The 20030-nt window shown below is 37.5% G+C and carries 23 protein-coding genes and 7 tRNA genes; 14 read left to right on the top strand and 16 right to left on the bottom strand.

Annotated elements, in window-relative coordinates; genetic code table 11:
• Positions 1-7: 7 nt before the first annotated feature.
• The 6 genes from IPJ63_02910 to IPJ63_02885 all read right to left on the bottom strand — a co-directional run bounded on the left by IPJ63_02910 (position 8) and on the right by IPJ63_02885 (position 3773).
• Positions 8-1054: a ParB/RepB/Spo0J family partition protein gene (locus tag IPJ63_02910; GenBank protein QQR76422.1), complete on the bottom strand. Its 1047-nt coding sequence runs from the start codon at positions 1052-1054 to the stop codon at positions 8-10.
• Positions 1055-1261: 207 nt separating this feature from the next.
• Positions 1262-1347 (bottom strand) — tRNA-Leu (locus IPJ63_02905).
• A gap of 71 nt (positions 1348-1418) precedes the next feature.
• Complete coding sequence (locus IPJ63_02900) at positions 1419-1994, bottom strand: hypothetical protein (GenBank protein ID QQR76421.1); 576 nt, start codon at positions 1992-1994, stop codon at positions 1419-1421.
• Between the two features lie 133 nt (positions 1995-2127).
• Complete coding sequence (locus tag IPJ63_02895; GenBank protein QQR76420.1) at positions 2128-2280, bottom strand: hypothetical protein; 153 nt, start codon at positions 2278-2280, stop codon at positions 2128-2130.
• Between the two features lie 63 nt (positions 2281-2343).
• A complete protein-coding gene (locus IPJ63_02890) occupies positions 2344-2700 on the bottom strand; it encodes a hypothetical protein (protein QQR76419.1) in 357 nt (118 codons plus the stop codon).
• A gap of 89 nt (positions 2701-2789) precedes the next feature.
• Positions 2790-3773: a hypothetical protein gene (locus IPJ63_02885; protein ID QQR76418.1), complete on the bottom strand. Its 984-nt coding sequence runs from the start codon at positions 3771-3773 to the stop codon at positions 2790-2792.
• Between the two features lie 33 nt (positions 3774-3806).
• Here IPJ63_02885 and miaA point away from each other — a divergent pair, with 33 nt between their 5' ends.
• Both miaA and IPJ63_02875 read left to right on the top strand, forming a co-directional pair.
• The gene (gene miaA, locus IPJ63_02880; GenBank protein ID QQR76417.1) at positions 3807-4658 is read left to right on the top strand and encodes a tRNA (adenosine(37)-N6)-dimethylallyltransferase MiaA; all 852 of its coding nucleotides are present in this window, start codon (positions 3807-3809) and stop codon (positions 4656-4658) included.
• 46 nt (positions 4659-4704) lie between these two features.
• Positions 4705-4775, top strand: a tRNA-Trp gene (locus tag IPJ63_02875).
• Positions 4776-4814: 39 nt separating this feature from the next.
• Here IPJ63_02875 and IPJ63_02870 read toward each other — a convergent pair.
• The 3 genes from IPJ63_02870 to IPJ63_02860 form a co-directional block, all read right to left on the bottom strand.
• Entirely contained in the window at positions 4815-6167 is a 1353-nt protein-coding gene (locus IPJ63_02870) for an FAD-dependent oxidoreductase (GenBank protein QQR76416.1), read from the bottom strand.
• An 81-nt stretch (positions 6168-6248) separates the two neighbouring features.
• Positions 6249-6404, bottom strand: a complete 156-nt coding sequence (rpmG, locus tag IPJ63_02865; protein ID QQR76415.1) for a 50S ribosomal protein L33 — start codon at positions 6402-6404, stop codon at positions 6249-6251.
• A 46-nt stretch (positions 6405-6450) separates the two neighbouring features.
• Positions 6451-6681, bottom strand: a complete 231-nt coding sequence (locus tag IPJ63_02860; GenBank protein ID QQR76414.1) for a hypothetical protein — start codon at positions 6679-6681, stop codon at positions 6451-6453.
• 111 nt (positions 6682-6792) lie between these two features.
• Between IPJ63_02860 and IPJ63_02855 the strand changes: the two genes are divergently transcribed.
• Complete coding sequence (locus IPJ63_02855; protein QQR76413.1) at positions 6793-7239, top strand: hypothetical protein; 447 nt, start codon at positions 6793-6795, stop codon at positions 7237-7239.
• Between the two features lie 97 nt (positions 7240-7336).
• Here the strand turns inward: IPJ63_02855 and IPJ63_02850 are convergent.
• The 3 genes from IPJ63_02850 to IPJ63_02840 all read right to left on the bottom strand — a co-directional run bounded on the left by IPJ63_02850 (position 7337) and on the right by IPJ63_02840 (position 11473).
• Positions 7337-7419, bottom strand: a tRNA-Tyr gene (locus IPJ63_02850).
• Between the two features lie 78 nt (positions 7420-7497).
• On the bottom strand, positions 7498-10182 hold the full coding sequence (locus IPJ63_02845) for an AAA family ATPase (protein QQR76412.1): 2685 nt from the start codon (positions 10180-10182) through the stop codon (positions 7498-7500).
• Between the two features lie 94 nt (positions 10183-10276).
• Positions 10277-11473, bottom strand: a complete 1197-nt coding sequence (locus IPJ63_02840; GenBank protein ID QQR76411.1) for a cysteine desulfurase — start codon at positions 11471-11473, stop codon at positions 10277-10279.
• A gap of 64 nt (positions 11474-11537) precedes the next feature.
• Here IPJ63_02840 and IPJ63_02835 point away from each other — a divergent pair, with 64 nt between their 5' ends.
• Genes IPJ63_02835 through IPJ63_02825 form a run of 3 tightly spaced genes read left to right on the top strand, consistent with a single transcriptional unit; the run spans position 11538 to position 13839 of the window.
• Positions 11538-11996: a DUF4446 family protein gene (locus IPJ63_02835; protein ID QQR76410.1), complete on the top strand. Its 459-nt coding sequence runs from the start codon at positions 11538-11540 to the stop codon at positions 11994-11996.
• A gap of 6 nt (positions 11997-12002) precedes the next feature.
• Entirely contained in the window at positions 12003-13511 is a 1509-nt protein-coding gene (gene infB, locus IPJ63_02830; protein ID QQR76409.1) for a translation initiation factor IF-2, read from the top strand.
• 1 nt (position 13512) lies between these two features.
• Positions 13513-13839, top strand: coding sequence for a ribosome-binding factor A (locus IPJ63_02825; protein QQR76408.1), 327 nt, complete (start codon positions 13513-13515; stop codon positions 13837-13839).
• Positions 13840-14004: 165 nt separating this feature from the next.
• Here the strand turns inward: IPJ63_02825 and IPJ63_02820 are convergent.
• Positions 14005-14076 (bottom strand) — tRNA-Cys (locus IPJ63_02820).
• Between the two features lie 149 nt (positions 14077-14225).
• On the opposite strand from IPJ63_02820, the gene IPJ63_02815 reads away from it, so the two are divergent.
• From IPJ63_02815 to IPJ63_02800, 4 genes are all read left to right on the top strand, one after another.
• Positions 14226-14307: transfer RNA gene (locus tag IPJ63_02815), tRNA-Leu, on the top strand.
• A gap of 20 nt (positions 14308-14327) precedes the next feature.
• Positions 14328-14403, top strand: a tRNA-Lys gene (locus IPJ63_02810).
• A 158-nt stretch (positions 14404-14561) separates the two neighbouring features.
• A tRNA-Leu gene (locus IPJ63_02805) sits at positions 14562-14642 on the top strand.
• Positions 14643-14647: 5 nt separating this feature from the next.
• Positions 14648-16318, top strand: a complete 1671-nt coding sequence (locus tag IPJ63_02800) for a hypothetical protein (GenBank protein QQR76407.1) — start codon at positions 14648-14650, stop codon at positions 16316-16318.
• Here IPJ63_02800 and IPJ63_02795 read toward each other — a convergent pair.
• Positions 16298-16975: a glycosyltransferase family 2 protein gene (locus IPJ63_02795; protein ID QQR76406.1), complete on the bottom strand. Its 678-nt coding sequence runs from the start codon at positions 16973-16975 to the stop codon at positions 16298-16300. The two genes, IPJ63_02800 and IPJ63_02795, sit on opposite strands and share 21 nt — an antisense overlap.
• Positions 16976-17067: 92 nt before the next feature.
• On the opposite strand from IPJ63_02795, the gene IPJ63_02790 reads away from it, so the two are divergent.
• From IPJ63_02790 to IPJ63_02775, 4 genes are all read left to right on the top strand, one after another.
• On the top strand, positions 17068-17451 hold the full coding sequence (locus tag IPJ63_02790; protein QQR76405.1) for a hypothetical protein: 384 nt from the start codon (positions 17068-17070) through the stop codon (positions 17449-17451).
• A 92-nt stretch (positions 17452-17543) separates the two neighbouring features.
• Positions 17544-18302: a hypothetical protein gene (locus IPJ63_02785; GenBank protein QQR76404.1), complete on the top strand. Its 759-nt coding sequence runs from the start codon at positions 17544-17546 to the stop codon at positions 18300-18302.
• Positions 18299-18601, top strand: a complete 303-nt coding sequence (locus IPJ63_02780; protein ID QQR76403.1) for a hypothetical protein — start codon at positions 18299-18301, stop codon at positions 18599-18601. Before IPJ63_02785 ends, IPJ63_02780 begins: the two co-directional genes overlap by 4 nt.
• Before the next feature lie 229 nt (positions 18602-18830).
• Complete coding sequence (locus tag IPJ63_02775; GenBank protein QQR76402.1) at positions 18831-19253, top strand: hypothetical protein; 423 nt, start codon at positions 18831-18833, stop codon at positions 19251-19253.
• A 67-nt stretch (positions 19254-19320) separates the two neighbouring features.
• On the opposite strand, the gene IPJ63_02770 is transcribed toward IPJ63_02775, so the two are convergent.
• Together IPJ63_02770 and IPJ63_02765 are read right to left on the bottom strand one after the other, a co-directional pair.
• Positions 19321-19638 (bottom strand): hypothetical protein, encoded by a 318-nt coding sequence (locus tag IPJ63_02770; GenBank protein QQR76401.1) that lies wholly within the window; start codon positions 19636-19638, stop codon positions 19321-19323.
• Between the two features lie 10 nt (positions 19639-19648).
• A complete protein-coding gene (locus tag IPJ63_02765) occupies positions 19649-19951 on the bottom strand; it encodes a hypothetical protein (protein QQR76400.1) in 303 nt (100 codons plus the stop codon).
• Positions 19952-20030 lie beyond the last annotated feature (79 nt).

Raw genomic sequence — 20030 nt, 5'->3', positions numbered from 1 at the left:
ATTTTTCTTATATTGAAAAACTTTTTATATTATACAAATCTGAATCATCTTCAGACACCTCCTCTACTTTCTCTTCCAAAACGATTTCTTCTACAGGCAAGTCATCTGGTATTGAGTCTATTTTTTCTACCATAACAGGAGAGAGTTCTACTCCATTATTCAGATTCTCGTCAATTGTACTATCTGTCTTTGCTATAAAATTATCAAGCATGGACAATGTAGGCCTGTTCTCTGTCTCTTTTATCATTGCCAAAATAGATTGTAGGTCATCGTTTGTGAAGAAGTCTATTGTTATAGATCCCCCATTTTCCTTTTTCTCTATATGGACTCGAGTACCCAAGGCTTCTTGTAGTTTTGATTCCATCTCAACAATCTCTGGATCAGGAATATATTCTTTGTTTCTAATTCGCTCAACAGCAATCTTGCGTGCATATTTTTCTGCATCACGAACGTTTATTTTTTTATAAATAATCTCCTTGAACAACACAGCCTGCTCTTCTGCTCTATCAGAAAGCATCAGGAGTGCTCTTGTGTGACCTTCTGTAATTTTTCCACCAGACAATGCATCTAATATTTCTTGAGGAAGCGCAAGTAAGCGCATTGTATTTGAAACATACTCACGACTCTTACCCATCTTTGCCCCAATCTGAGCATGAGTAAATTTGAATTCATCTTGAAGTTTAAGAAAAGCTCTAGCTCGATCTACTGCATTCAAATCTTCGCGCTGCAGGTTTTCTATGATAGCGAGCTCTAGTTTTGCCATCGAGTCATCACCTACTCTAATAATCGCAGGCACCTGGATCAACCCTGCAATCTTGGAAGCTCTGAGACGTCTCTCTCCGGCTATAAGCTCGTACCTTGTGACCATACCACCATCATCGGTAATATCTTCAACACGTGATACAACTAGGGGCTGTAGCACACCATACTGACGTATAGAGGAAGCCAGGTCCTGTAGTGGACCTTCTTCGAAGTCACGTCTTGGCTGATACGGATTTGGTTCAATCTTGTCTACATCAATAAAAAATATAGAATTTTCATAACGTCCTTGCATGATGAGTATTGTAACAGAAAAACATATACTTCGGCAAAAAATAAAAAATAACCCTTTCGGATTATTTTCTATTTGGTGCCCGGGGAGAGACTTGGTCACGGGTATTTTTCTGCTGAAAAATCCCGCGACCCCACCTCGTGCCGTCGCACTCCGGTTTTCAAGTCTCTTGACCAAATAAAAAATAACCCTTTCGGATTATTTTCTATTTGGTGCCCGGGGAGAGACTTGAACTCTCACGATGTTGCCATCGAGGGATTTTGAGTCCCTTGCGTCTACCATTCCGCCACCCGGGCAATTTCAAAAATATATTAGCACAATATTCAAATATATAAAATCTAAACCTCCCTATTTCTGGGAGGTTTTATTATGTCTTTCTTCTTACAGAAACTCTTCTTTCTTTTCTCTTTTTCAAATCCTCAAACTTCTCCAAATTCTTGTTCACAATAAATCTGATATTTGTATCAGAATTCATTGTATTGCTCTGAACTGCATTACCAAGTTCCTGGATGACTGACATTGCTATGAGAATCGCAAACTTCTTCATCTCTTCGTCTTCTCTTGAAATTTTAAAATCTGCATCGACTTTACTATAAGCATCTTCTAAAACTTCAGACGGGGTTTTGAAATTATAAAGAAAAAAATTATATATATCTACATTTTCGGACTGACTGATATTACCCGAGACCAAATCCTGTATTAAATCAACAAGCTTAACACCCTTCTTGTAACGTTCTGGAAGACGGTGTGTGCGCATGTGTTCCAGAGGAGTCGGCATAATACCAAGAGCGGATATCATTTTTTTCTCTGAATAATTTTCGAGAATATAATCAATTATTTGCCGTCTTTCTTCGTCTGTATAAGTAGATCTAATTAAGATAAGAAGTAAGTCTTCAAAACTCCTCGATTGGAAGAATTCTGCCGGCAGTATATTTCTCCTCATAAAGATACAATTTGTTTAATCTAAATATATCTTGATTGTATTTTTTGTCAATAAAAAATCCCCACACTATGTCTCTTTTTACAGAGGGCGGTGTGGGGATGTGCATCTAAATTCTTCAGGTTAAACAGGCAGTCTAACCAGATGTTGTTTGTTGCATTGATTTCAAGATTCGCGCAACAGGATCTTTTGCGTAGCAATAAGTGCATCGCATTGATCCTTTAAAAAAGAACAACAGCTGGATTACCACCTCGTAGAACCTGAAGGCTCCTACGTAGTATGGGTTCATTCGCTGTATTTAGTACTTGGGCAGTATAGCATATGGCGATTTTTTTGTCAATAGCCAGAAACTTTAGACCTCATAATCCTGAGAAGGAGCTTCTTGGCCATGAACTTCCCTCATTTGATTAAAAATCTTATCAATATCTGCTATACCATTTATAGAATCAAGTTGCATAAGTGAGGCCGCCATGCTGACGGCTGTTTTTTGAGCAGATAAAATATTCTTTTTCATAACCTCTGGTAAATCTTGCTCCTCCAATCTCCTTTTTGATTCAATCAAGTTTTTATTAGGACTAAAATAATTCTCTTCTATGTATGAGACTATCTGTCTCTTGTGATCAATTGATCTAGCGTGACTCATTAGTTCATTTAGAAGATCCGTGAGAGTTCTCTTTTCAAAAAAATCATTTTTTAATTTTCCGTACATAACATTCGTTTTTTAACAAACTACACCTTTATATCTACATAGTCAACACAAAAATAAAACGCTCCTATTTGGAGCGTTTTTCTTATTTTTTAGAAATCGTCTATTGTAGCGAGTACAATCTCTGAATTCTTGGGCAAGAACTTCGGAAGGTTTATATATTCCTCCAGGCCGTAGTTGTATGCCTGGTTCTGTGATATATCTATGTACATATCAAAGTCGCCTTCTTCCCCATTTACTATTAAGTTTGGATTGGCTTTATTGAAAGCATCCTCAACTTTTTTCATAAAAACAGGGTCACTTAGTAGCTTCATATTTCTACGTACATCCTTCCAATACGAAGCGTAGTTATATCTACCAGCATATCTACAGATTGCAGTTCTGAGTGGACCACATCCTTCTATTCGTGGACCATCCATATAACTTGCAATCATACGACCAACTGCGTCGATGTTTAGGATTGGATGCAGCCTGTCGTCGTACTTTATGACTTTTTTACGGTCATAATTGTTTTGCACGAGAATATTTTTCAATTCAGCGGCATGATTTAGAGATTGCCCATCTCTAGACTTACAACTTCTTTTATCTTTTCCGTTGCAAACCATACCTTTGCAGTCCTTGTATACACTTAGACCAAACTGACTGGCCACCGGTGGTTGCATGTGACAGAGTCCATATCCACCATCTCCGCTTCCATTTGGTAGCAGATCAACACCATTGGTCTCTTCCATAATCATGGCCAAAATAAGGTGACAAGGAAGATTGTATCTATCTTCAACTGCGCTCGTGATATTCTCAAAGCGCCATGTGCGAAGAGCTTTTCCCAGGTCTCCGTACACGCCATATTTTCCCACAGAGCCGATCATTTTTAGATTATCGAACTCTGGTTCGTCGTACACGTTACTGTACGAAAGCGTAGGTTTCATGTTAATGTAATCCTTGTAATGAACAGTAATTCTGTCCACTTCTGGTTTTACATTTTCATTTTCACCCTTGCTCTTGCGAGAGCCTATTATCATAAAGATAATGATAATCGCAAAAATGATTCCTAAAGATATTATTTTTTTCTTTTTCATACTTAAAAGATTTGCGAGTATTATACCACATATATGCTAAAAAAGCAAGTAAAAAAACTACCCATAATCTCTATAACTGGCCCTACATCTTCAGGAAAAACTGGAGCTAGTATTGTGCTAGCTAAATATCTAAACAAAAAAGGTGTTGTGTGTGAGATTGTGTCTGCTGACTCTAGGCAAGTATACCGAGGACTAGACTTACTCTCGGGTAAAGTTACAAAAAAAGAAATGGGTAAAATCCCCCACCATATGTTGAGTGTGGTAAATCCTAAAAAAGTATATTCAGTTTCAGATTTCAAAAAAGATGCAGAGCAAGCGATCAATGCTATACATGCACGCGGTAACTTGCCGGTACTTGTAGGAGGTACAGGATTTTATGTTGATGCGATTACAAAAGGAGTAGTACTACCAGAAGTGCCACCAAACAATACTCTAAGAAAAAAACTTGAAAAATATTCAACTCTGAAACTTTGCGAAACACTCAAGAAACTTGATAAAAAAAGATACGAAAAAATCGACACTAAAAACCGAGTAAGACTAATAAGAGCAATCGAGATTGCAACCGCTCTTGGTAAAGTCCCCAAGCTAGAAACTAAAGCAAAATACGAAGTATTTGATGTATATATAGATTTACCCGATGAAATCCTAAAAGCTAATATACGCACTCGCCTGCTTGAAAGACTAAAAGCCGGCATGATTCGCGAAGCAAAAAAACTCCATGACTCTGGAATATCTTGGAAGCGTATGGACGAACTAGGTCTCGAGTGCAGATACGTCGCGCTTCATCTACAAGGAAAAATATCGAAAAATGAAATGATTATAGAGCTAGAAAAATCAACTTGGCAGTATGTAAAGAGACAAAGAACTTGGTTTAAGAAAAAATAAAAAGACTTTTAAACGCAAAGTATTTAATGTATACTCTCTTGCATCAGGGCCTATAGTTCAGTGGTAGAATTTCGGTCTCCAAAACCGACGACAGAGGTTCGAATCCTCTTGGGCCCGCAAAAAAAAGAAAAAGCAGGGGTTTCCTGCTTTTTAAATTTATGAAACGAGTTCTTCTTTTTTAGAATAAATCTCGTCCCAGGCTTCTTCATCGAAGATAAATTCTCCCTCGAAAAATTCAACGACCTTTTTTGCATAGTCATATGAATTTTTCAGGCAAACACTAGCACCAGGCGATGGCGCAATGTTGAATATTATATCTTCACCAAATATCTCGGCTTCACCCATCTCGAGCTCACCGATCTCTGTGTTCAATATTTGGTGGCGAATTCCACCGGCTTTTTTAGAAAAATACAGGTCTTTGTATTGAAGCTTCGGCACAACCTTTCTTGCCTGTTGTAAAAAAAAGTATTTACCAATCAAAGGCATGTCGTATAAAAAGTTTTTCAAAATATACAAGAACAAAGTCTTGTCTGAAATTATTTTAAATAAACTAATCATACCCTTCATAGTCCAGACCGAAGTTTTCAGAAAAGGATATAAACTCTCTATTCCCTTTCGTCGTTCAAGCAGAGGCAATACTTTCGCAGTAGGGCCAAACCTCACAAGCGATGAGTCATTTATCTCAACATCACCATGCACTGCAGCAAATGGTAACTTTGGTTTTTGAACTGTATACACTTTTCCTTTGAGCAAATAAAGCTCATTGGAAAAATAAAAGTTTCCTGCTACAGGCAAGATAGCCCAGTGTTTAGCATAGCCCAATTCTTTAGCGAATTTTAAACTATACCCTCCGGCCATAAACACAACCGTCCTAGTAGTGAAACTTCCAAAATTTGTGAGCAATCTATACCCGCCTTTTATCTTGTTTATTTTCTGTACCTCAGTAGTGAGCTTAACTGTTACGTCTTTTCCAGACGCAATAGACTGTTTCAGAAAAGATTTGGCGAGCTTTTTGAAGTCTACTGTATACCCTTCGGTATATAGCGCAGACAATGGAACTCTTCCGTCTCTACCTTCTACAACATTTGGCTCCAACTTTTTGATTTCCCCTCTACCAATCTTCTTTAGTTTAGGATAAAGATGTTTTATCGTAGCAAAACGATTCTCTAACTCCAATACTTCTTTTTCTCCTACTCCAATGACCATCTTCTGATCCAGCCGATATGCTTCTGGAGAAAATTTACCCAAGTAAGTTTTTGTAATGTTCGTAGCAAATGCCACTTCTGTAGATTTATCCAAACTATAATTCGTCTCAATATCTCCTTCGTGGAGAGTTTGAGAATTCTGACTATAGTGAGAATTCCCTCCACCAATTTCATGACCTTTTTCCAAGACCAGAATATGCTTTACGCTCGTAAAGTTTGAAAGTACGTATGCAAGTGATGCACCGCCTACTCCAGCACCAACGATAATTACGTCGTACTGAATACCTATGTTTATTCTTCTCATTTTTAAATTTTGTCTAAACAAATTTTAGCACAAAATTCATAATATGTCAAAGAAAAAACCCGCATCTAGGCGGGTTTTTTCTTATTTCTTTACTTCTTTGAAGACTACTTGTTTTCGAAGTTTCGCACTATATTTTTTGAGCTCGATTTTACGAGTTACCAATTTCTTGTTTTTGCGAGTCCAATACACCTCCCCAGTAGGTTTGTGTGCAATTTTAATCAGTTTATCTTGTGCCATAAGTAAAACTACTTTAGCACAAGAGTGTTAATTGAGCAAGTCAGATTTAAGCAGCCTGCTCAAGATCCTGTCTTTTAGATTCCAGCTTGATATCTAAAGCTATATTTACCTTCTCTAAAAACCTATCGTATTCTTCCTTGGTCAATTCTCGGCCGTAGGCAAAATAGCGACCATCTTTCTCTTTATAATCCAAAACACTATTCCCCTCCTGGAGCTCTTTTAGAGCACGTTCATAATTTGAACCATCTCGTATTTTAAATTCACCATCAAAAGCCATATGTTTATTGAGTTAAATAATAATTTATAGGTTAATTATATCAATAATAGCTTAATAGATACTATTTGACTTTTTCTATTGTATATGCTATAATACACGCAAAAGTAGAACATGGAAAATAACAAAAGAATATCTGAACAGACATTCAAAAATCCCGGTAAAAAACTTAAAACCGATAAAGGTTTTATGGTTAATTATCACAATTTTTGTTTCTTCGTAAACGAGGTGTTTGAATACACCCACGATACCATCTGGAAAAAAACATTCAAAAAGGGTGTCCTGCCACCAACAAATGAGTACGGTCGCTTAAAAAATGAAGTGATCGGGGCCGACAAGGAATCATTTTTAACTTCTGAGGAAGAAGCTAAAGCAAAAGTGATCGTTGCAGCACTCGAAGAAAACCCTTTCCTCCATATGACCCTCAAAGAAGTATGGAATGCAAAGGAGGCACTAAACGAAAATGAAAATGCTATGAAGCTAGTGGACAACGCCGAGCACAGGGCACGTGTCGGTGACTACATGGCAAAGTCCCAAAAAGGGCATACTGGAAGATGGTAATCTGGTAAGCTCAAACTCATATCCCCCGCAATTTTCGCGGGGGATTATTTTTTATACAAAAAAATCTCAAAACAAAAAGTTTGAGATTTTTCCATTGTGCGTCGGGCAGGATTTGAACCTGCGTAGCCCGAAGGCGACAGATTTACAGTCTGTTGTAATTGACCACTCTACCACCGACGCATATTATTTCGAATAAAGCTATTATACTCAAAAAATATATTTTGTCGATACAAAACAAAAACCCCTCAGGGGTTTTTGTTATTTCACCGATCTTGTAGCTCTAGTTTTTATATTACTCTTTACCTTACCTTTTACTTTCTTTGTTTCAATTACTAGCTCGTTGTTTAGAACTGTCACATTTACAGTGTCACCCTTGCCTACAGAATTTTGTATTAGATGCATTGCTATAGGATTTAGAATCTTTGTCTGTATAAGACGATTCAGTGGTCTAGCACCAAAGTGTGGGTCGTAACCTACTTTTGCAAGCAATGAAAGCGCTTCGTCAGTGAGTTCTAGATTGATTTCTTTTTCTTTCAATCTGTCTTTTACCAATTCAACACGTATCTCTACGATATCACGTATGACTTTCGGAGTAAGTACATCAAAGACTATTATTTCATCAAGTCTATTTAGAAATTCTGGTCGGAAATAATCTTTCATTGCCTCTAAAACCTTTTCCTTGATCATAGCATACTCTCCCTCTTTGTCTTTCATCGAAAAGCCCATTGACTCCATCTTGTCGATAAAGCTTGATCCTATGTTTGAAGTAAGTATAATAACCGCATTTTTAAAATTGATTACTCTACCCTTTGCATCAGTCAAACGACCTTCATCTAAAACTTGCAGAAGTATATTGAAAACTTCTGGATGAGCTTTTTCTATTTCATCAAAAAGTATCACGGAGTATGGTCTATGACGGACTGCTTCTGTGAGTTGACCTGATTCATCATATCCAACATAACCTGGAGGAGAACCTAGTAACTTTGAAACACTATGACGCTCCATATATTCACTCATATCCACTCGTATTAGAGCTTTGTCATCATTGAACAAGAACTGTGCGAGAGCTTTTGTAAGTTCAGTTTTACCAACACCAGTTGGACCCAAGAATATAAATGATCCGATTGGTCTATTTGGATCAGAAATACCGGCTCTAGATCTGCGCACAACATCGGCAATCTTCTTTATTGCTTCTTCTTGACCAACTACCCTCTTTGAGAGTTCGCTTTCCATACGAGCAAGTTTTGCGCGTTCTTCTTCTAGCATCTTTGCAAGAGGAATTCCGGTCCAGCGTGCTACAACCTCAGCTATATCTTCTGCTGTTATTTCTTCTTTTAGAATTCTGCGAGATTTTTGAAGTTTCTTTAATCGAGTAAGTTTAGTTTCAAGATCTTTGTTTAGGTCTGGAATCTTTCCATATCGAATCTCTGCAGCCCTACCCAAGTCCGCTCTTTGTTCTGCTCCATCTGCTTCAACACGAAGTGCTTCCAATTCTTTTTTAATTGAACGGATTTCAGTTACAGTTTCTTTTTCATTTTGCCACTTTAGTTCTAGTTCATGAGTTTTTTCTTTTAGGTTTGCTATCTCTTTCTCAATCACTTTTATACGTGCTCGAGTATCCTTGCTTGCATGGACACTTACCTCTTTTCTCAAAGCTTCCTTCTCTATTTCAAAACGCATTATCTTTCTATGAGCATCTTCTAGAACACTAGGCTTGTTCTCAAGTGCAATACGGAGAGCCGAAGAAGCTTCATCTATTAGGTCTATAGCTTTGTCGGGAAGAAATCGATTTGTAATATAACGAGTAGAAAGATTTACCGCTGCAATAATCGCATCGTCTGTAATACGCACACCATGATAAACTTCATATTTTTCTTTCAATCCACGAAGTATTGCAATCGCATCTTCTCCGTTTGGTTCATCGACATACACAGGCTGAAAACGTCTAGCAAGTGCTGGATCTTTTTCAATATGTTTTTGATATTCCTTTAGGGTTGTAGCTCCTATCGCACGCAATTCTCCACGAGCCAGTGCTGGCTTCAGTAAGTTTGCAGCATCCATCGCACCTTCACTTGCTCCAGCTCCGACAATAGTATGAATTTCATCTATGAAAAGAATTATCTTACCATCAGCCTTTTCTATATCCTTCATTATAGCTTTCAATCTTTCTTCAAATTCACCCCTGTATTTTGTACCGGCAACTAGAGATCCCAAGTCGAGCAATACAAGCTCTTTATCTTTAAGAGACTCAGTCACATCACCCTTTGCAATACGCGTAGCCAATCCTTCAACCACAGCAGTTTTACCTGTACCAGGCTCTCCTATAAGGATAGGATTGTTTTTTGTGCGACGAGATAGTATCTGCATGATGCGCATAATTTCTGTGTCACGACCTATAACCGGATCGAGCTTGTCTTCACGAGCAAGTTTTGTAAGATTTCGAGTATATTTTGTAAGCACACGAAACTTTTTCGGCATCTCAGCGTCTTTTATATTGTTTGTTCGGAATTCTTCAAGAACTTTTAATATCTGTTCTTTGTTGATTTTGAACTTAGAAAGCAATTCACGAGCTTCACTAGGAGTTTCAAGTATTGAAACTAGTAGATGCTCTGTTGAAATAAAATCATCCTTGAGATACTGAGCGACTTTACTAGAGCTCTCTATCGCCTGAGCAAGGTCAGGTGTTAGATATATCTGATATGAAGGAGAAACTGTACCCTTTGATTCAGGTGCTTCAATTGCTTCAAGTAACGAATCAGTAAGCAAAATAGTATCCACTTCAAGACGGTCCAAAATAGATATGACCATTGATTCTTCTTGTAAAACGAGAGCAGTAAGCAAATGAAGTGTATTTACATGATTCTGTCCACGTTCAATAGCGAGCTCGTGGGCTCGCTTCAATGCTTCCTTTGCTTTAGTTGTAAAATTTCCAAATGGAGGCATAGTATTAGGTAATATTAATTAGGAATAAAGAAATATAAATAATAATTCGCTTATTTGTGCATTATAGCACGAACGTCAAGTTTTGAAAAACGGTTTATTTTTTATCTAATTTGTATTTAATTCTAATTTTTCGCAAAGCTTTAATCAATTTTTGCAATTCTCTTTTTGTCGTACTCCTACCTAGCGTAACTCTTATATCACCTGTTTTATTTTTACGATTTCCTAGTGCCTTCATAACATGAGAAACTTCTTCCTCATCGGTTTTGCAAGCACTTTTTGAAGAAACTGCTATACCTTCTCTATCAAGCTCGATAACCAGCAACTCACTAGAGAAATCTGAAACACTAAAATGTATATTGTTTACTAATCTTTTTTCAAGAGAACCATTTATAACCACCTCCGGCCAAATATTACTAATAGATTGAATTAGGTATTTTTGCAAAACCGAAAGTCTTTGTAGTTCTTTTTCACGAACAATATGAGCTTTTTCTACCGCATAAGCAAAAGCAACTATATTTGGAGTATTGGGAGTACCTGGTCTTAAACCAAATTCTTGTGACCCGCCTTCAAAAATATTTTTTATCGGTGTTCCAGATTTTATATATAAAGCTCCGATTCCATAAGGGCCATATATTTTACCTCCCGAAATAGACATTATATCTACTCCCATTTTCTGTACATTCAAATCACAATAGTTTAATGCCTGCACTGCATCTGTATGCAACAAAGGATATGAGCTTTCGCTGTCTCTACTCAAATCTTTTTTAAATTTACGAATAATCTTAGCAATTTCTTTGATTGGCTGAATAGTACCTATCTCGTTATTTGCATACATCACAGAAACCAATACTGTCTCCTTGCGAAGAAGTTTAGAGAAAATTTCTAAATCCAAAATTCCATCTGAGGTTACTGGTATCACCTCTATATCTACGTCAATTTTTTTGTTCTCAAAATTAAAAACAGCACTATGCTCAATAGAACTAATCAATATATGTGGCCGATAATCCAACCCAGAATCTTTTATTTTTTCTAAGACTCCCAATATAGCCAAGTTATCACTTTCAGTCCCACCACTTGTAAAAACAATCTCATCTGACCTAGACTCTATAACTTTAGATATTTTTGCTCGAGCTTTACCAATCTGCTCTGCAGATTCCAATGCTTCTTTATACAATGCACCCGGGTTACCCGGAAAATCAACATAGGCTTGATTGAGTATTTTTAAAACATCTCTATCAATCGGAGTACGCGAAGCATGGTCGAGATAAACTCGACTTTTTGGTCTTTTCATTAAATTTAAAAAATTAAAAAAATCTTTGCTAAACATGGTATTTTAGTGTATAATCTTGTTCTCTATGGATATAAACACTATTCTAATAATTATATTATCGTTTTTTGTAATTATACTATTTGTTTGGAATATTCAGACTGAAAAGAGACTGAAAACTTTCTGGAGAGGCAAAAGCGGTGCAAGTCTTGAGAACTCAATGACTTCATTAATAAAAAACATAGAAGCTCTAGAGGACAAGGAAACTGAATTAAAGGAACGTATTGTTATATTAGAAGATAAAATAAAACAGTCAATCCGAGGAACAGACCTGATCCGATTCAACCCATTCAAAGACGCAGGTAGTAATCAAAGTTTTGCAGTTGCATTTATGAACGAAGAGAGTGACGGAATTGTATTTTCTAGTTTATACGCAAGAGATCGCATGAGTGTTTTTGCAAAAGAAGTAAAGAGCGGTATAGTCGGGCAAGATATAACCCTAGAGGAAAAATCTGCACTAGACAATGCGCGTAAAAAAATTCGTTAAATACATATGAAAGAAAAAGTAAACATAATCTCACGGCCACCTGTTGTAGTCGTGATGGGACATATCGACCACGGAAAGTCTACACTACTAGACTATATTCGAAAGACCAACATCGTGGATACTGAAGCGGGTGGTATCACTCAGCATATTTCTGCGTATGTAGTAAACCACAAAGATGAACAAGGTATCGAAAAGACAATTACATTTCTAGACACACCAGGTCATGAGGCTTTTTCACATATGAGAGAGCGCGGTGCGGTGGCTGCTGATATAGCAATACTTGTAGTATCTGCAGAAGATAGTGTAAAAGCTCAGACCGTAGAAGCATGGAATACTATAAATGAAAGCGGAGTGCCTTATGTTGTTGCTATAAATAAAATAGACAAACCAAATGCAAATCCAGAGAAAGTAAAACTGGATTTAGCTGAAAAAGGTATTTACCTAGAAGGATATGGTGGAGATGTTCCATTCGTACTTGTATCTTCAAAAACTGGTGCGGGTATAAATGAACTTCTAGATACAATATTACTTGTTGCAGAGATGAGAGAACTAACTGGAGACTCTAGCCTACCTGCTAGCGGAGTCGTGATTGAATCAAACCTAGATCAAAAAAGAGGTATTTCAGCGACTTTGATAATAAAAAACGGAACATTGAAAATGGGAGAAACAGTAGTAATAGACGACTCTATGGCTCCCGTTAGAATATTTGAAGACTTCCGTGGCAAATCTATAAAAGAAGCCCCTATATCATCCCCTGTTAGAATAACTGGTTTTACAAAACTACCAAATTCTGGACAGACTTTTGTGTCATTCAAATCAAAGAAAGAAGCTGAAGAAGCTATTGAAAACAATAAAATAAACGGTGGAAGACAAAACAACTCACAAGAAGCCCTGTGCTCAACAGAAGATCTAAAAGTTATTCCTATAATTATAAAAGCAGATGTTGCGGGAGTTGGAGAAGCTGTGTTAAAAGAAATCAAAAAAATTGAAAACGATTGTGTGAAATTCAAAATATTAGCAAACGACGTGGGTCTCATAAATGAAAATGACATAAAACTAGCACAGGGAGATAAAGAGGCTGTCATATTGGGATTCAATACAAAGCTAGACACACGAGCTCGCGATGCAAATGAACGAGCAGGTGTAAACATTCAAATATTCGATATCATATACAAGATGAGTGACTATGTAAAAGAACTCATAGAGGAAAGGAAGCCTAGAAAAAATGTCGAGGAAGCAACAGGAAGAGTAAAGATATTAAAATGCTTCAGTGCCACAAAAGAGAAGCAAGTTGTTGGAGGAAAGGTATTGGAAGGCAGAATAACAGTCGACGGAACAGTACGCATATTGCGTAGAGATTTCGAAATAGGACGAGGTAAGATTGTTGGACTAGAACAAGGAAAAATGAAATCCAAAGAAGTGGAAGCTGATACAGAGTGTGGAATTTTAGTAGAATCAAAGAGTGAAATCGCCGCAGGAGATATTCTAGAATCTTTTGTAATCACATATAAATAAAATGAATACAAACCACCACAGCAGACTATCTGATGAAATAAAAAAATTTAGCGCTCTCTTTTTGGAAAGAGAGAGTAATCGTGATGCTCTAATATCAGTCACAGGAATAGATCTATCAGACGATGAAGCAAATGCTACTTTACACATAAGTGTTCTACCTGAAGACAAAGAAGATGCGTCACTATGGTTTGTAAAAAGAAACCTTGGAGATATTCGTGCTTATCTAATGAAAAACATAAGAGTGCGCCATATTCCCTATCTAGATGTGCTTATAGATAGAGGTGAGAAAAATCGTCAAAAAATTGACGAACTTCTTTTAGAAAATTAAAAACCAATTCCCCACGAGCAAAATCATTTGCTCGTTCTCTTGAGGCCTGGGCGGGAATTGGTCACAAATATTTTTCTGCTGAAAAATTTCGCGACCCCACCTCGCACCGTCGTGCTCCGGCTTTCAATCCCCGGGCACGAGCAAAATCATTTGCTCGTTCTCTTGAGGCCTGGGCGGGAATTGAACCCGCGCATGGGAGTTTTGCAGACTCCAGCGTTACCACTTCGCCACCAGGCCATATAAGCAAATCGTTATTACGATAAGCAGGTAACACTATAACAGAAAAATGGGTTTGCTTCAATAACAAAAAAGCAGATAAAAGCTGGACCAAAATCAATTTTTATCCTACAATGCATTGGTGCATTTAAAACGTTTGTGAATAGAGTGCTGGAGTGGCGGAATTGGTATACGCGCTAGTCTTAGGAACTAGTCCCGCAAGGGTTAGGAGTTCAAGTCTCCTCTCCAGCACTGTGTTCATAAATATACCTGCCTCGTTAGCTCAGCTGGTAGAGCAGCTCCCTCTTAAGGAGACGGTCGGGGGTTCGATCCCCTCACGAGGCACCATAGAAAAGCTTGCTTTTCTATTTGCCTTGTAGCGAGCAAACTGCTTTGCTCGCGTGAGGGGATCGAAAGACTTTTCCTTATTTGCAAAGCAAATGGAAAAGTACCTGCCGATGTAATCGGCGATCTATTTCAATGAGCAGTAGAACTACAAGTTCAATGCCCGAGTGGTGGAATGGTATACACGCACGACTTAAAATCGTGTCTCGTAAGGGATGTGGGTTCGACCCCCACCTCGGGCACAAAAGTGAAGAATTCTCTCTCAAAAAACTATTTCGTCTGGGCAATACCAATATTTATTTTTATATTAGTTTTTTCTCTTTCACTCCTACTTAGACTTTCAACAGATTCTTTTTCTTCTGGAAACGATCCGTACTATCACGTAAAAAAATCTTTCAATCTAACTTCAAGCACCCCATCATACCCACCTGCCTTCTCGCTTCAATCTGACAAGCCCACAGACTTATATATTGCCTACCACAGAGGCATGATGCCTTTTATATCTGACTTCAATGGAAGTAACTTTGAAGTACTAATAAAGGGCTCAAAAATATATCACTCGATTATACTCGCACTACTTTTTAGTGTGTTTTTTATTGTCTTAAAATCTATTCTGAAAAAAGAAAAAAGTTCCAGACCTCAAGCTTACGCATTACTCGGAACAATCTTACTTTTTACATCTTCTCATATTTTTGCTTTTAGAATATTCATGGAGAGACCTCATGTACTATCAATTCTGTTTATGATACTAGCTTTGTATGCCTGCATAGATAAAAATAAATTTTTTATACTTTTACTCTCAGCTCTATTCCCTTTCTTTTATTCTGTATCTTTTTTTATTTTGATTTTGCCTATCGTATATGTATTTGCAAGTATTGTATACGGAGAGGATATTTTAAATTCATTTAAAATATTGGTTTCAAGTATAGTAGGACTTGTTGTGGGCATAATACTGCGACCAGATACGGTGAACTACTTGGCAAATGGATATATAGTACACATAAACTCACTCAAGGAAACCATCTTTGGTAGCACGACAAATACTCCAGCTGAACTGAGCACCCCTCTGGATAACCTTTCTAGAGAGGTGTGGCTCATATTGTTCCTATTTTATTTTGTATCCTTGGCCTTTTATATTGTAAAAAAGAGAAGTATACACAAACTTAGCCTCGTATCTTGGTTTTTATTTGCCTTGTCTGTGATCTTCACATTTGGATTTCTAGTGGTACAGAGAACTGTAGAGTACACGCTACCCTTTTTTATAATCGCCTTCTTTGTAGGACTAGGTACGATCAGTCACTCTCTGAGAGAGTCACTTAGAAACCTAAAACAAAACACTCTTGCGCGAGAAGTATTTTCTACGATAGCAAAAAAAATAAGACTCAATAAAAAAACAGTAGGTGCAGTATTTTTAATATTTATATCACTACTCTTCTACTCGCGAATATCAAACTTAAAAAATACATTTCAAAAAAGCCCAAATTATAAAACATACCAATCGGTAACAGAAGAAATTCGCAGACTCACACCTTCTGGAAGCACTATTTTTATTCCGCGTTTTGGAATGTTTCCTGAGCTTTATTTTTACGCATCAGATTATAGATTCACAAGTGGCATGGATCCTGCTTTTACTTACGCCCATTCTCCTGAAATATTTTGGAAAATGTATCACACCAGTCAAGGAGAAAATATATGTGATAAAAAAATATGTACTGAAAATGAAATAGATGTTTTCGAGTTCATACTCAGTGAACTGGGTTCAGAATACATAGTTCTAAATACAAAATACTTTAACAAAGATTCTGGTTCAGAAAATTTCAAAGCCTTAATCGAAAAAGATTCCAGATTCAAGCTCGTTTTCACTGACCCGAAGTTTTCAAATATAAAATTATATAAACTAGAACCTATAGCGGATTAGAGTCCACACAGCCTCACAGCCATCACGAAACCATTTTAGTTTCTTGCCTTCGCTCTTTGTTCTGCGTTTATAGCTTATAGGTACTTCAAAAATCTTGACTCCCTTCTTCAGAACTTTGGCCGTAAATTCTGGGCAAAATTCAAATCTCTCACATTGTAAATCCAAATCTTCCAATATGCTTTTACGAAAAACCTTGTAACAAGTTGGCTCATCTGTGAGTGAGCTACTGTATAAAATATTTGTTATCTTCGTAACAAACCAAGTTCCAAAAGGAATCTTCTTGCGAGTCTCACTGGAAATATAACGTGAACCATAAACAACACTTGAAGCTCCATGTTCTATGGGCGAAAGTAATTTCATGTATTCACTAGGGTCATATTCCAAATCTGCATCTTGTACTATTATAATTTCTCCGTTTACTTTACTAAAACCAGTTCGAAGAGCGCTCCCTTTGCCTATGTTTACAGCATGATAAAAGACTTTGATATGAGGATCATTTAGAGTCTTTAGAATCTCACGAGTTCCATCATTGGAGCAATCATCGACAACAATTATCTCTTTGGAAAAATTACCAATCTCCGAGTTTTTAACCCTTTGTAGTAAGTTTAAAATTGTATTTTTTTCGTTGTATACGGGTATAACTATCGAGATTAACATACTAGAATCATAGCAAAATCCCCTTATTTTATCGAGTATTTCAGCTTGACTTTTATATATTTTTGTGATACAATACTAGCAAACGTAAAACCATGTTCAAGAAATTAAATATCTTCAAAGTATTAACTTATTTAACTATCTTCATCGCTATTGCTCTTGTAGTTTCGCACTACAGCAAAGGCAGTGGTAACAGAAATTCATTTGCCGGGAACTCGGTTGAGTGGACCGAAGATTACATTTGGGTTTCGAATGAATACCCAAAGAATCCTCAAGTCACTATGACCAGCAATGCCGACACAATCGTGGTGCCCGGAATGGCAGGATTGATAGAGGTTAAAAACTCTATAGGCGAAGGAGTAGATTACCAGGGAAATTATGGCGGATGGACTGCCAATCGCGAGATGCGATTCAAATGGAAAGATCCATCCATAAAAAAAATGAAAGTGCCGATCAGAATCGGCAAAAAGAAGGCTTAAACAGCCTCTAAAAAACCTTACAAAAGTCAAGCAAATGCTTGACTTTTTCTTATTTTTGTGATACAATAATATCAAACAAAAAAGTTCTAAATATGGCAAATAAAACTAATAATTTCGTAAACCCGCACTATCCGAGTGATAATGGTTTATTCGGACCAGGCACACTATTATCCCCAGAAAGAGGATACATCCTCTTTGGTGGAGGGATTGTAGTAACACTCTTAATTGGTGTAATTATAATCGGAGCCGTTCTCGGTATTATTATGTCTGCTATCTTAGGTAGTGGATTCATAATCTGGGTACTATGCTTCATGATATGCATGCTGGTCGCAATTAGTGCAGCAAAGGCCCTTTTTGGGAAAGATCGATTCATTGTGATCCCCCCGGGGTCTGTAGGTGTCCCTAAATTTTTTGGAAACGAAAAAAATCGGTTCCTGGCATCAAGCGGAAGACACTTTACAGTTAAAAACATACTCGAATATGAGATACGTTCGATTGCACCAAAACCAATAGACATAAAAATGTCTGGCATGCTTTCAAAAGACGGGGCAAAGATGGCAACCGAAATTGGTTTTCTTGCTACAGAGTACGATCCTTTCACAGCGCTACGTTTTGAAAAGGAAAATCCTGACGGAAAGAAGAAAATCATTACCGCTTTTGCAGACAGTGCAACCCGAGATGTCCTGATTCTAAAAAACTGGAAAGAATCAGCAATGGAGCAAAAGGCAGGCGTTAAACTTGATCTCGAAAATGAAATCTTGCAGCGCATGCGAATTGAAGCCGATACTGAAGACGATCCAGACCCAGTTACACAAGAACAGTATTGTTCCCGAAATTTGGATTCAAAGTGAAACTTGCTGTAATTCAGGAAATATTACCAACAGATACAAAACTGTTGGAGGCACTGAATCAAAGCCCGGTTGAGGAGCGTGAGCGAAATGCCCAGGCCTATGAAGCCCAAACCTTCCTAAAAATCAAAGCCATGCTAATGAGCGGTAGAGATGAAAATGGAAAGGTTATTGGGAAAGGGCTCTCTGAAAAAGATGCTGAAGAACAAACCCAGCGAATCCTGAAGCAGAGGACTGGGGAAAAATTCTTCAATATCGCTGGTATCGATATTGGCAAGATAATTAAACAATTCACTAAATAATACCAATAAACAAAGGCGGGAAAATTCCCGCCTTTTTCTTTTGCCTTATTTTACAAGGTTTTTGTAGGCTTTAAGTCATATATATCAAATACCTTAGAGCTTGACATTTGGGTCAGTATATGCTATACTTTAGACAAATGAGATCTTTAGAGTTTTGGTTTGAATTGTTCCTTTAGTGCCTCCCCTTGCGAGACCATAAAGGAACAATTTAAATTAAAAACTCAACAAAATGAAAAAAAATATGATGATTTCAACGATTATTCTATCTGCAGTTATGGGTATGACCAGCTGCGGCATGATGCCAACCGTTCCTCCAACTCCGGAAAATACAGTAGTAGTGGGAAACCAATACGTAACTGAAGGAACAGTTTTCACTTATACCTTTACCAGGACGATTTCAGCTTCGAAAGAAGACAATCGCCTGCAGGAAGGCGTAGGAGTGGACATGCTTGACCTTTTCACAGGCGGATATGCAAATACCGCCGAGATGAAGTTCTGGCAGGAAGCAGGAAGAGCCACCCGCGATAACATCAACGCTAAGCTTGATGCCCTGTATGATGCCGATTGGATCAACTACACGTATACGTTTACCGGCAAATGCCAAGTAGATGAAGATGGTCTCGTGCTGGCCATCACATGGAATCCATGGTAAAAGATTTTAAGCACAAAGCAAAACTGCTTCACAATTGTGAAGCAGTTTTTTTCTATGCTTTTTTAAACTAGACTGTAGTAGGCAGACAAGTTGTATCTCCACCGAGAGTGTTTGCAAGTATTCTCATGATTGTAAACACGGCGATCATTATAAACATTCCAATCACTCCGTATAGCATGTGCTGCTGACCTTTTGCGCGTTCGTCTGAACTCTCTTGATGAGTTAGAAACTGTACTACACCAAACATAAAGTATGCTAGTGCTACCGCAAACATAAACACAATAAGAGGATTTATCAAATATTGATTTATCTTTGCAAGGAGCCCATCGATACTAGATGTACAATCTGTAGTCGATGCCAAAGCTTTGTGAAAAAGTGCCGGCATGTATTATAGATTAACAATCTCCGTTTGTTCCAACACCAGGGATACAAGGAATATCATCGTTTGAGATAGTATTGTCTCCTGTTTCAAATGTGTTCTGTAGGATTCCTACAAGACCCCATACAGCTACGATAACGAACAAGCCAATGATTCCAGAGATGATAGTATTGCGACCTTCTTTCTGCGCATCTTCATCTTTTGCTGTAACGTATTTGATAACACCCCAAATAAAGTATATAACTCCAAGAGTTATAAGAAGTGGGATGATAACATTTAATATGTCACCTATTTTAGCTAAAACATCTGTAATATCCATAAAATGATTCTAAAAATTACTAATTTATAATATTGCCCTATCCCAGACCGTGGAACAAGTGCAAATTTGCTATACGTAA

The sequence above is a fragment of the Candidatus Nomurabacteria bacterium genome, from assembly GCA_016699365.1.
Lineage (GTDB): Bacteria > Patescibacteriota > Minisyncoccia > Phycocordibacterales > UBA9973 > CAZLWF01.
Note: the sequence above shows the minus strand (reverse complement) of the source record. Positions and strands in the feature narration are given on the sequence as shown.

Excerpts from the sequence above, each read along its gene's own strand:
- IPJ63_02910 (QQR76422.1), bottom strand. The coding sequence starts at position 1,054 with ATGCAAGGACGTTATGAAAATTCTATATTTTTTATTGATGTAGACAAG.
- IPJ63_02900 (QQR76421.1), bottom strand. The coding sequence starts at position 1,994 with ATGAGGAGAAATATACTGCCGGCAGAATTCTTCCAATCGAGGAGTTTT.
- IPJ63_02895 (QQR76420.1), bottom strand. The coding sequence starts at position 2,280 with ATGAACCCATACTACGTAGGAGCCTTCAGGTTCTACGAGGTGGTAATC.
- IPJ63_02890 (QQR76419.1), bottom strand. The coding sequence starts at position 2,700 with ATGTACGGAAAATTAAAAAATGATTTTTTTGAAAAGAGAACTCTCACG.
- IPJ63_02885 (QQR76418.1), bottom strand. The coding sequence starts at position 3,773 with ATGAAAAAGAAAAAAATAATATCTTTAGGAATCATTTTTGCGATTATC.
- miaA (QQR76417.1), top strand. The coding sequence starts at position 3,807 with ATGCTAAAAAAGCAAGTAAAAAAACTACCCATAATCTCTATAACTGGC.
- IPJ63_02870 (QQR76416.1), bottom strand. The coding sequence starts at position 6,167 with ATGAGAAGAATAAACATAGGTATTCAGTACGACGTAATTATCGTTGGT.
- rpmG (QQR76415.1), bottom strand. The coding sequence starts at position 6,404 with ATGGCACAAGATAAACTGATTAAAATTGCACACAAACCTACTGGGGAG.
- IPJ63_02860 (QQR76414.1), bottom strand. The coding sequence starts at position 6,681 with ATGGCTTTTGATGGTGAATTTAAAATACGAGATGGTTCAAATTATGAA.
- IPJ63_02855 (QQR76413.1), top strand. The coding sequence starts at position 6,793 with ATGGAAAATAACAAAAGAATATCTGAACAGACATTCAAAAATCCCGGT.
- IPJ63_02845 (QQR76412.1), bottom strand. The coding sequence starts at position 10,182 with ATGCCTCCATTTGGAAATTTTACAACTAAAGCAAAGGAAGCATTGAAG.
- IPJ63_02840 (QQR76411.1), bottom strand. The coding sequence starts at position 11,473 with ATGAAAAGACCAAAAAGTCGAGTTTATCTCGACCATGCTTCGCGTACT.
- IPJ63_02835 (QQR76410.1), top strand. The coding sequence starts at position 11,538 with ATGGATATAAACACTATTCTAATAATTATATTATCGTTTTTTGTAATT.
- infB (QQR76409.1), top strand. The coding sequence starts at position 12,003 with ATGAAAGAAAAAGTAAACATAATCTCACGGCCACCTGTTGTAGTCGTG.
- IPJ63_02825 (QQR76408.1), top strand. The coding sequence starts at position 13,513 with ATGAATACAAACCACCACAGCAGACTATCTGATGAAATAAAAAAATTT.
- IPJ63_02795 (QQR76406.1), bottom strand. The coding sequence starts at position 16,975 with ATGTTAATCTCGATAGTTATACCCGTATACAACGAAAAAAATACAATT.
- IPJ63_02790 (QQR76405.1), top strand. The coding sequence starts at position 17,068 with ATGTTCAAGAAATTAAATATCTTCAAAGTATTAACTTATTTAACTATC.
- IPJ63_02785 (QQR76404.1), top strand. The coding sequence starts at position 17,544 with ATGGCAAATAAAACTAATAATTTCGTAAACCCGCACTATCCGAGTGAT.
- IPJ63_02775 (QQR76402.1), top strand. The coding sequence starts at position 18,831 with ATGAAAAAAAATATGATGATTTCAACGATTATTCTATCTGCAGTTATG.
- IPJ63_02770 (QQR76401.1), bottom strand. The coding sequence starts at position 19,638 with ATGCCGGCACTTTTTCACAAAGCTTTGGCATCGACTACAGATTGTACA.
- IPJ63_02765 (QQR76400.1), bottom strand. The coding sequence starts at position 19,951 with ATGGATATTACAGATGTTTTAGCTAAAATAGGTGACATATTAAATGTT.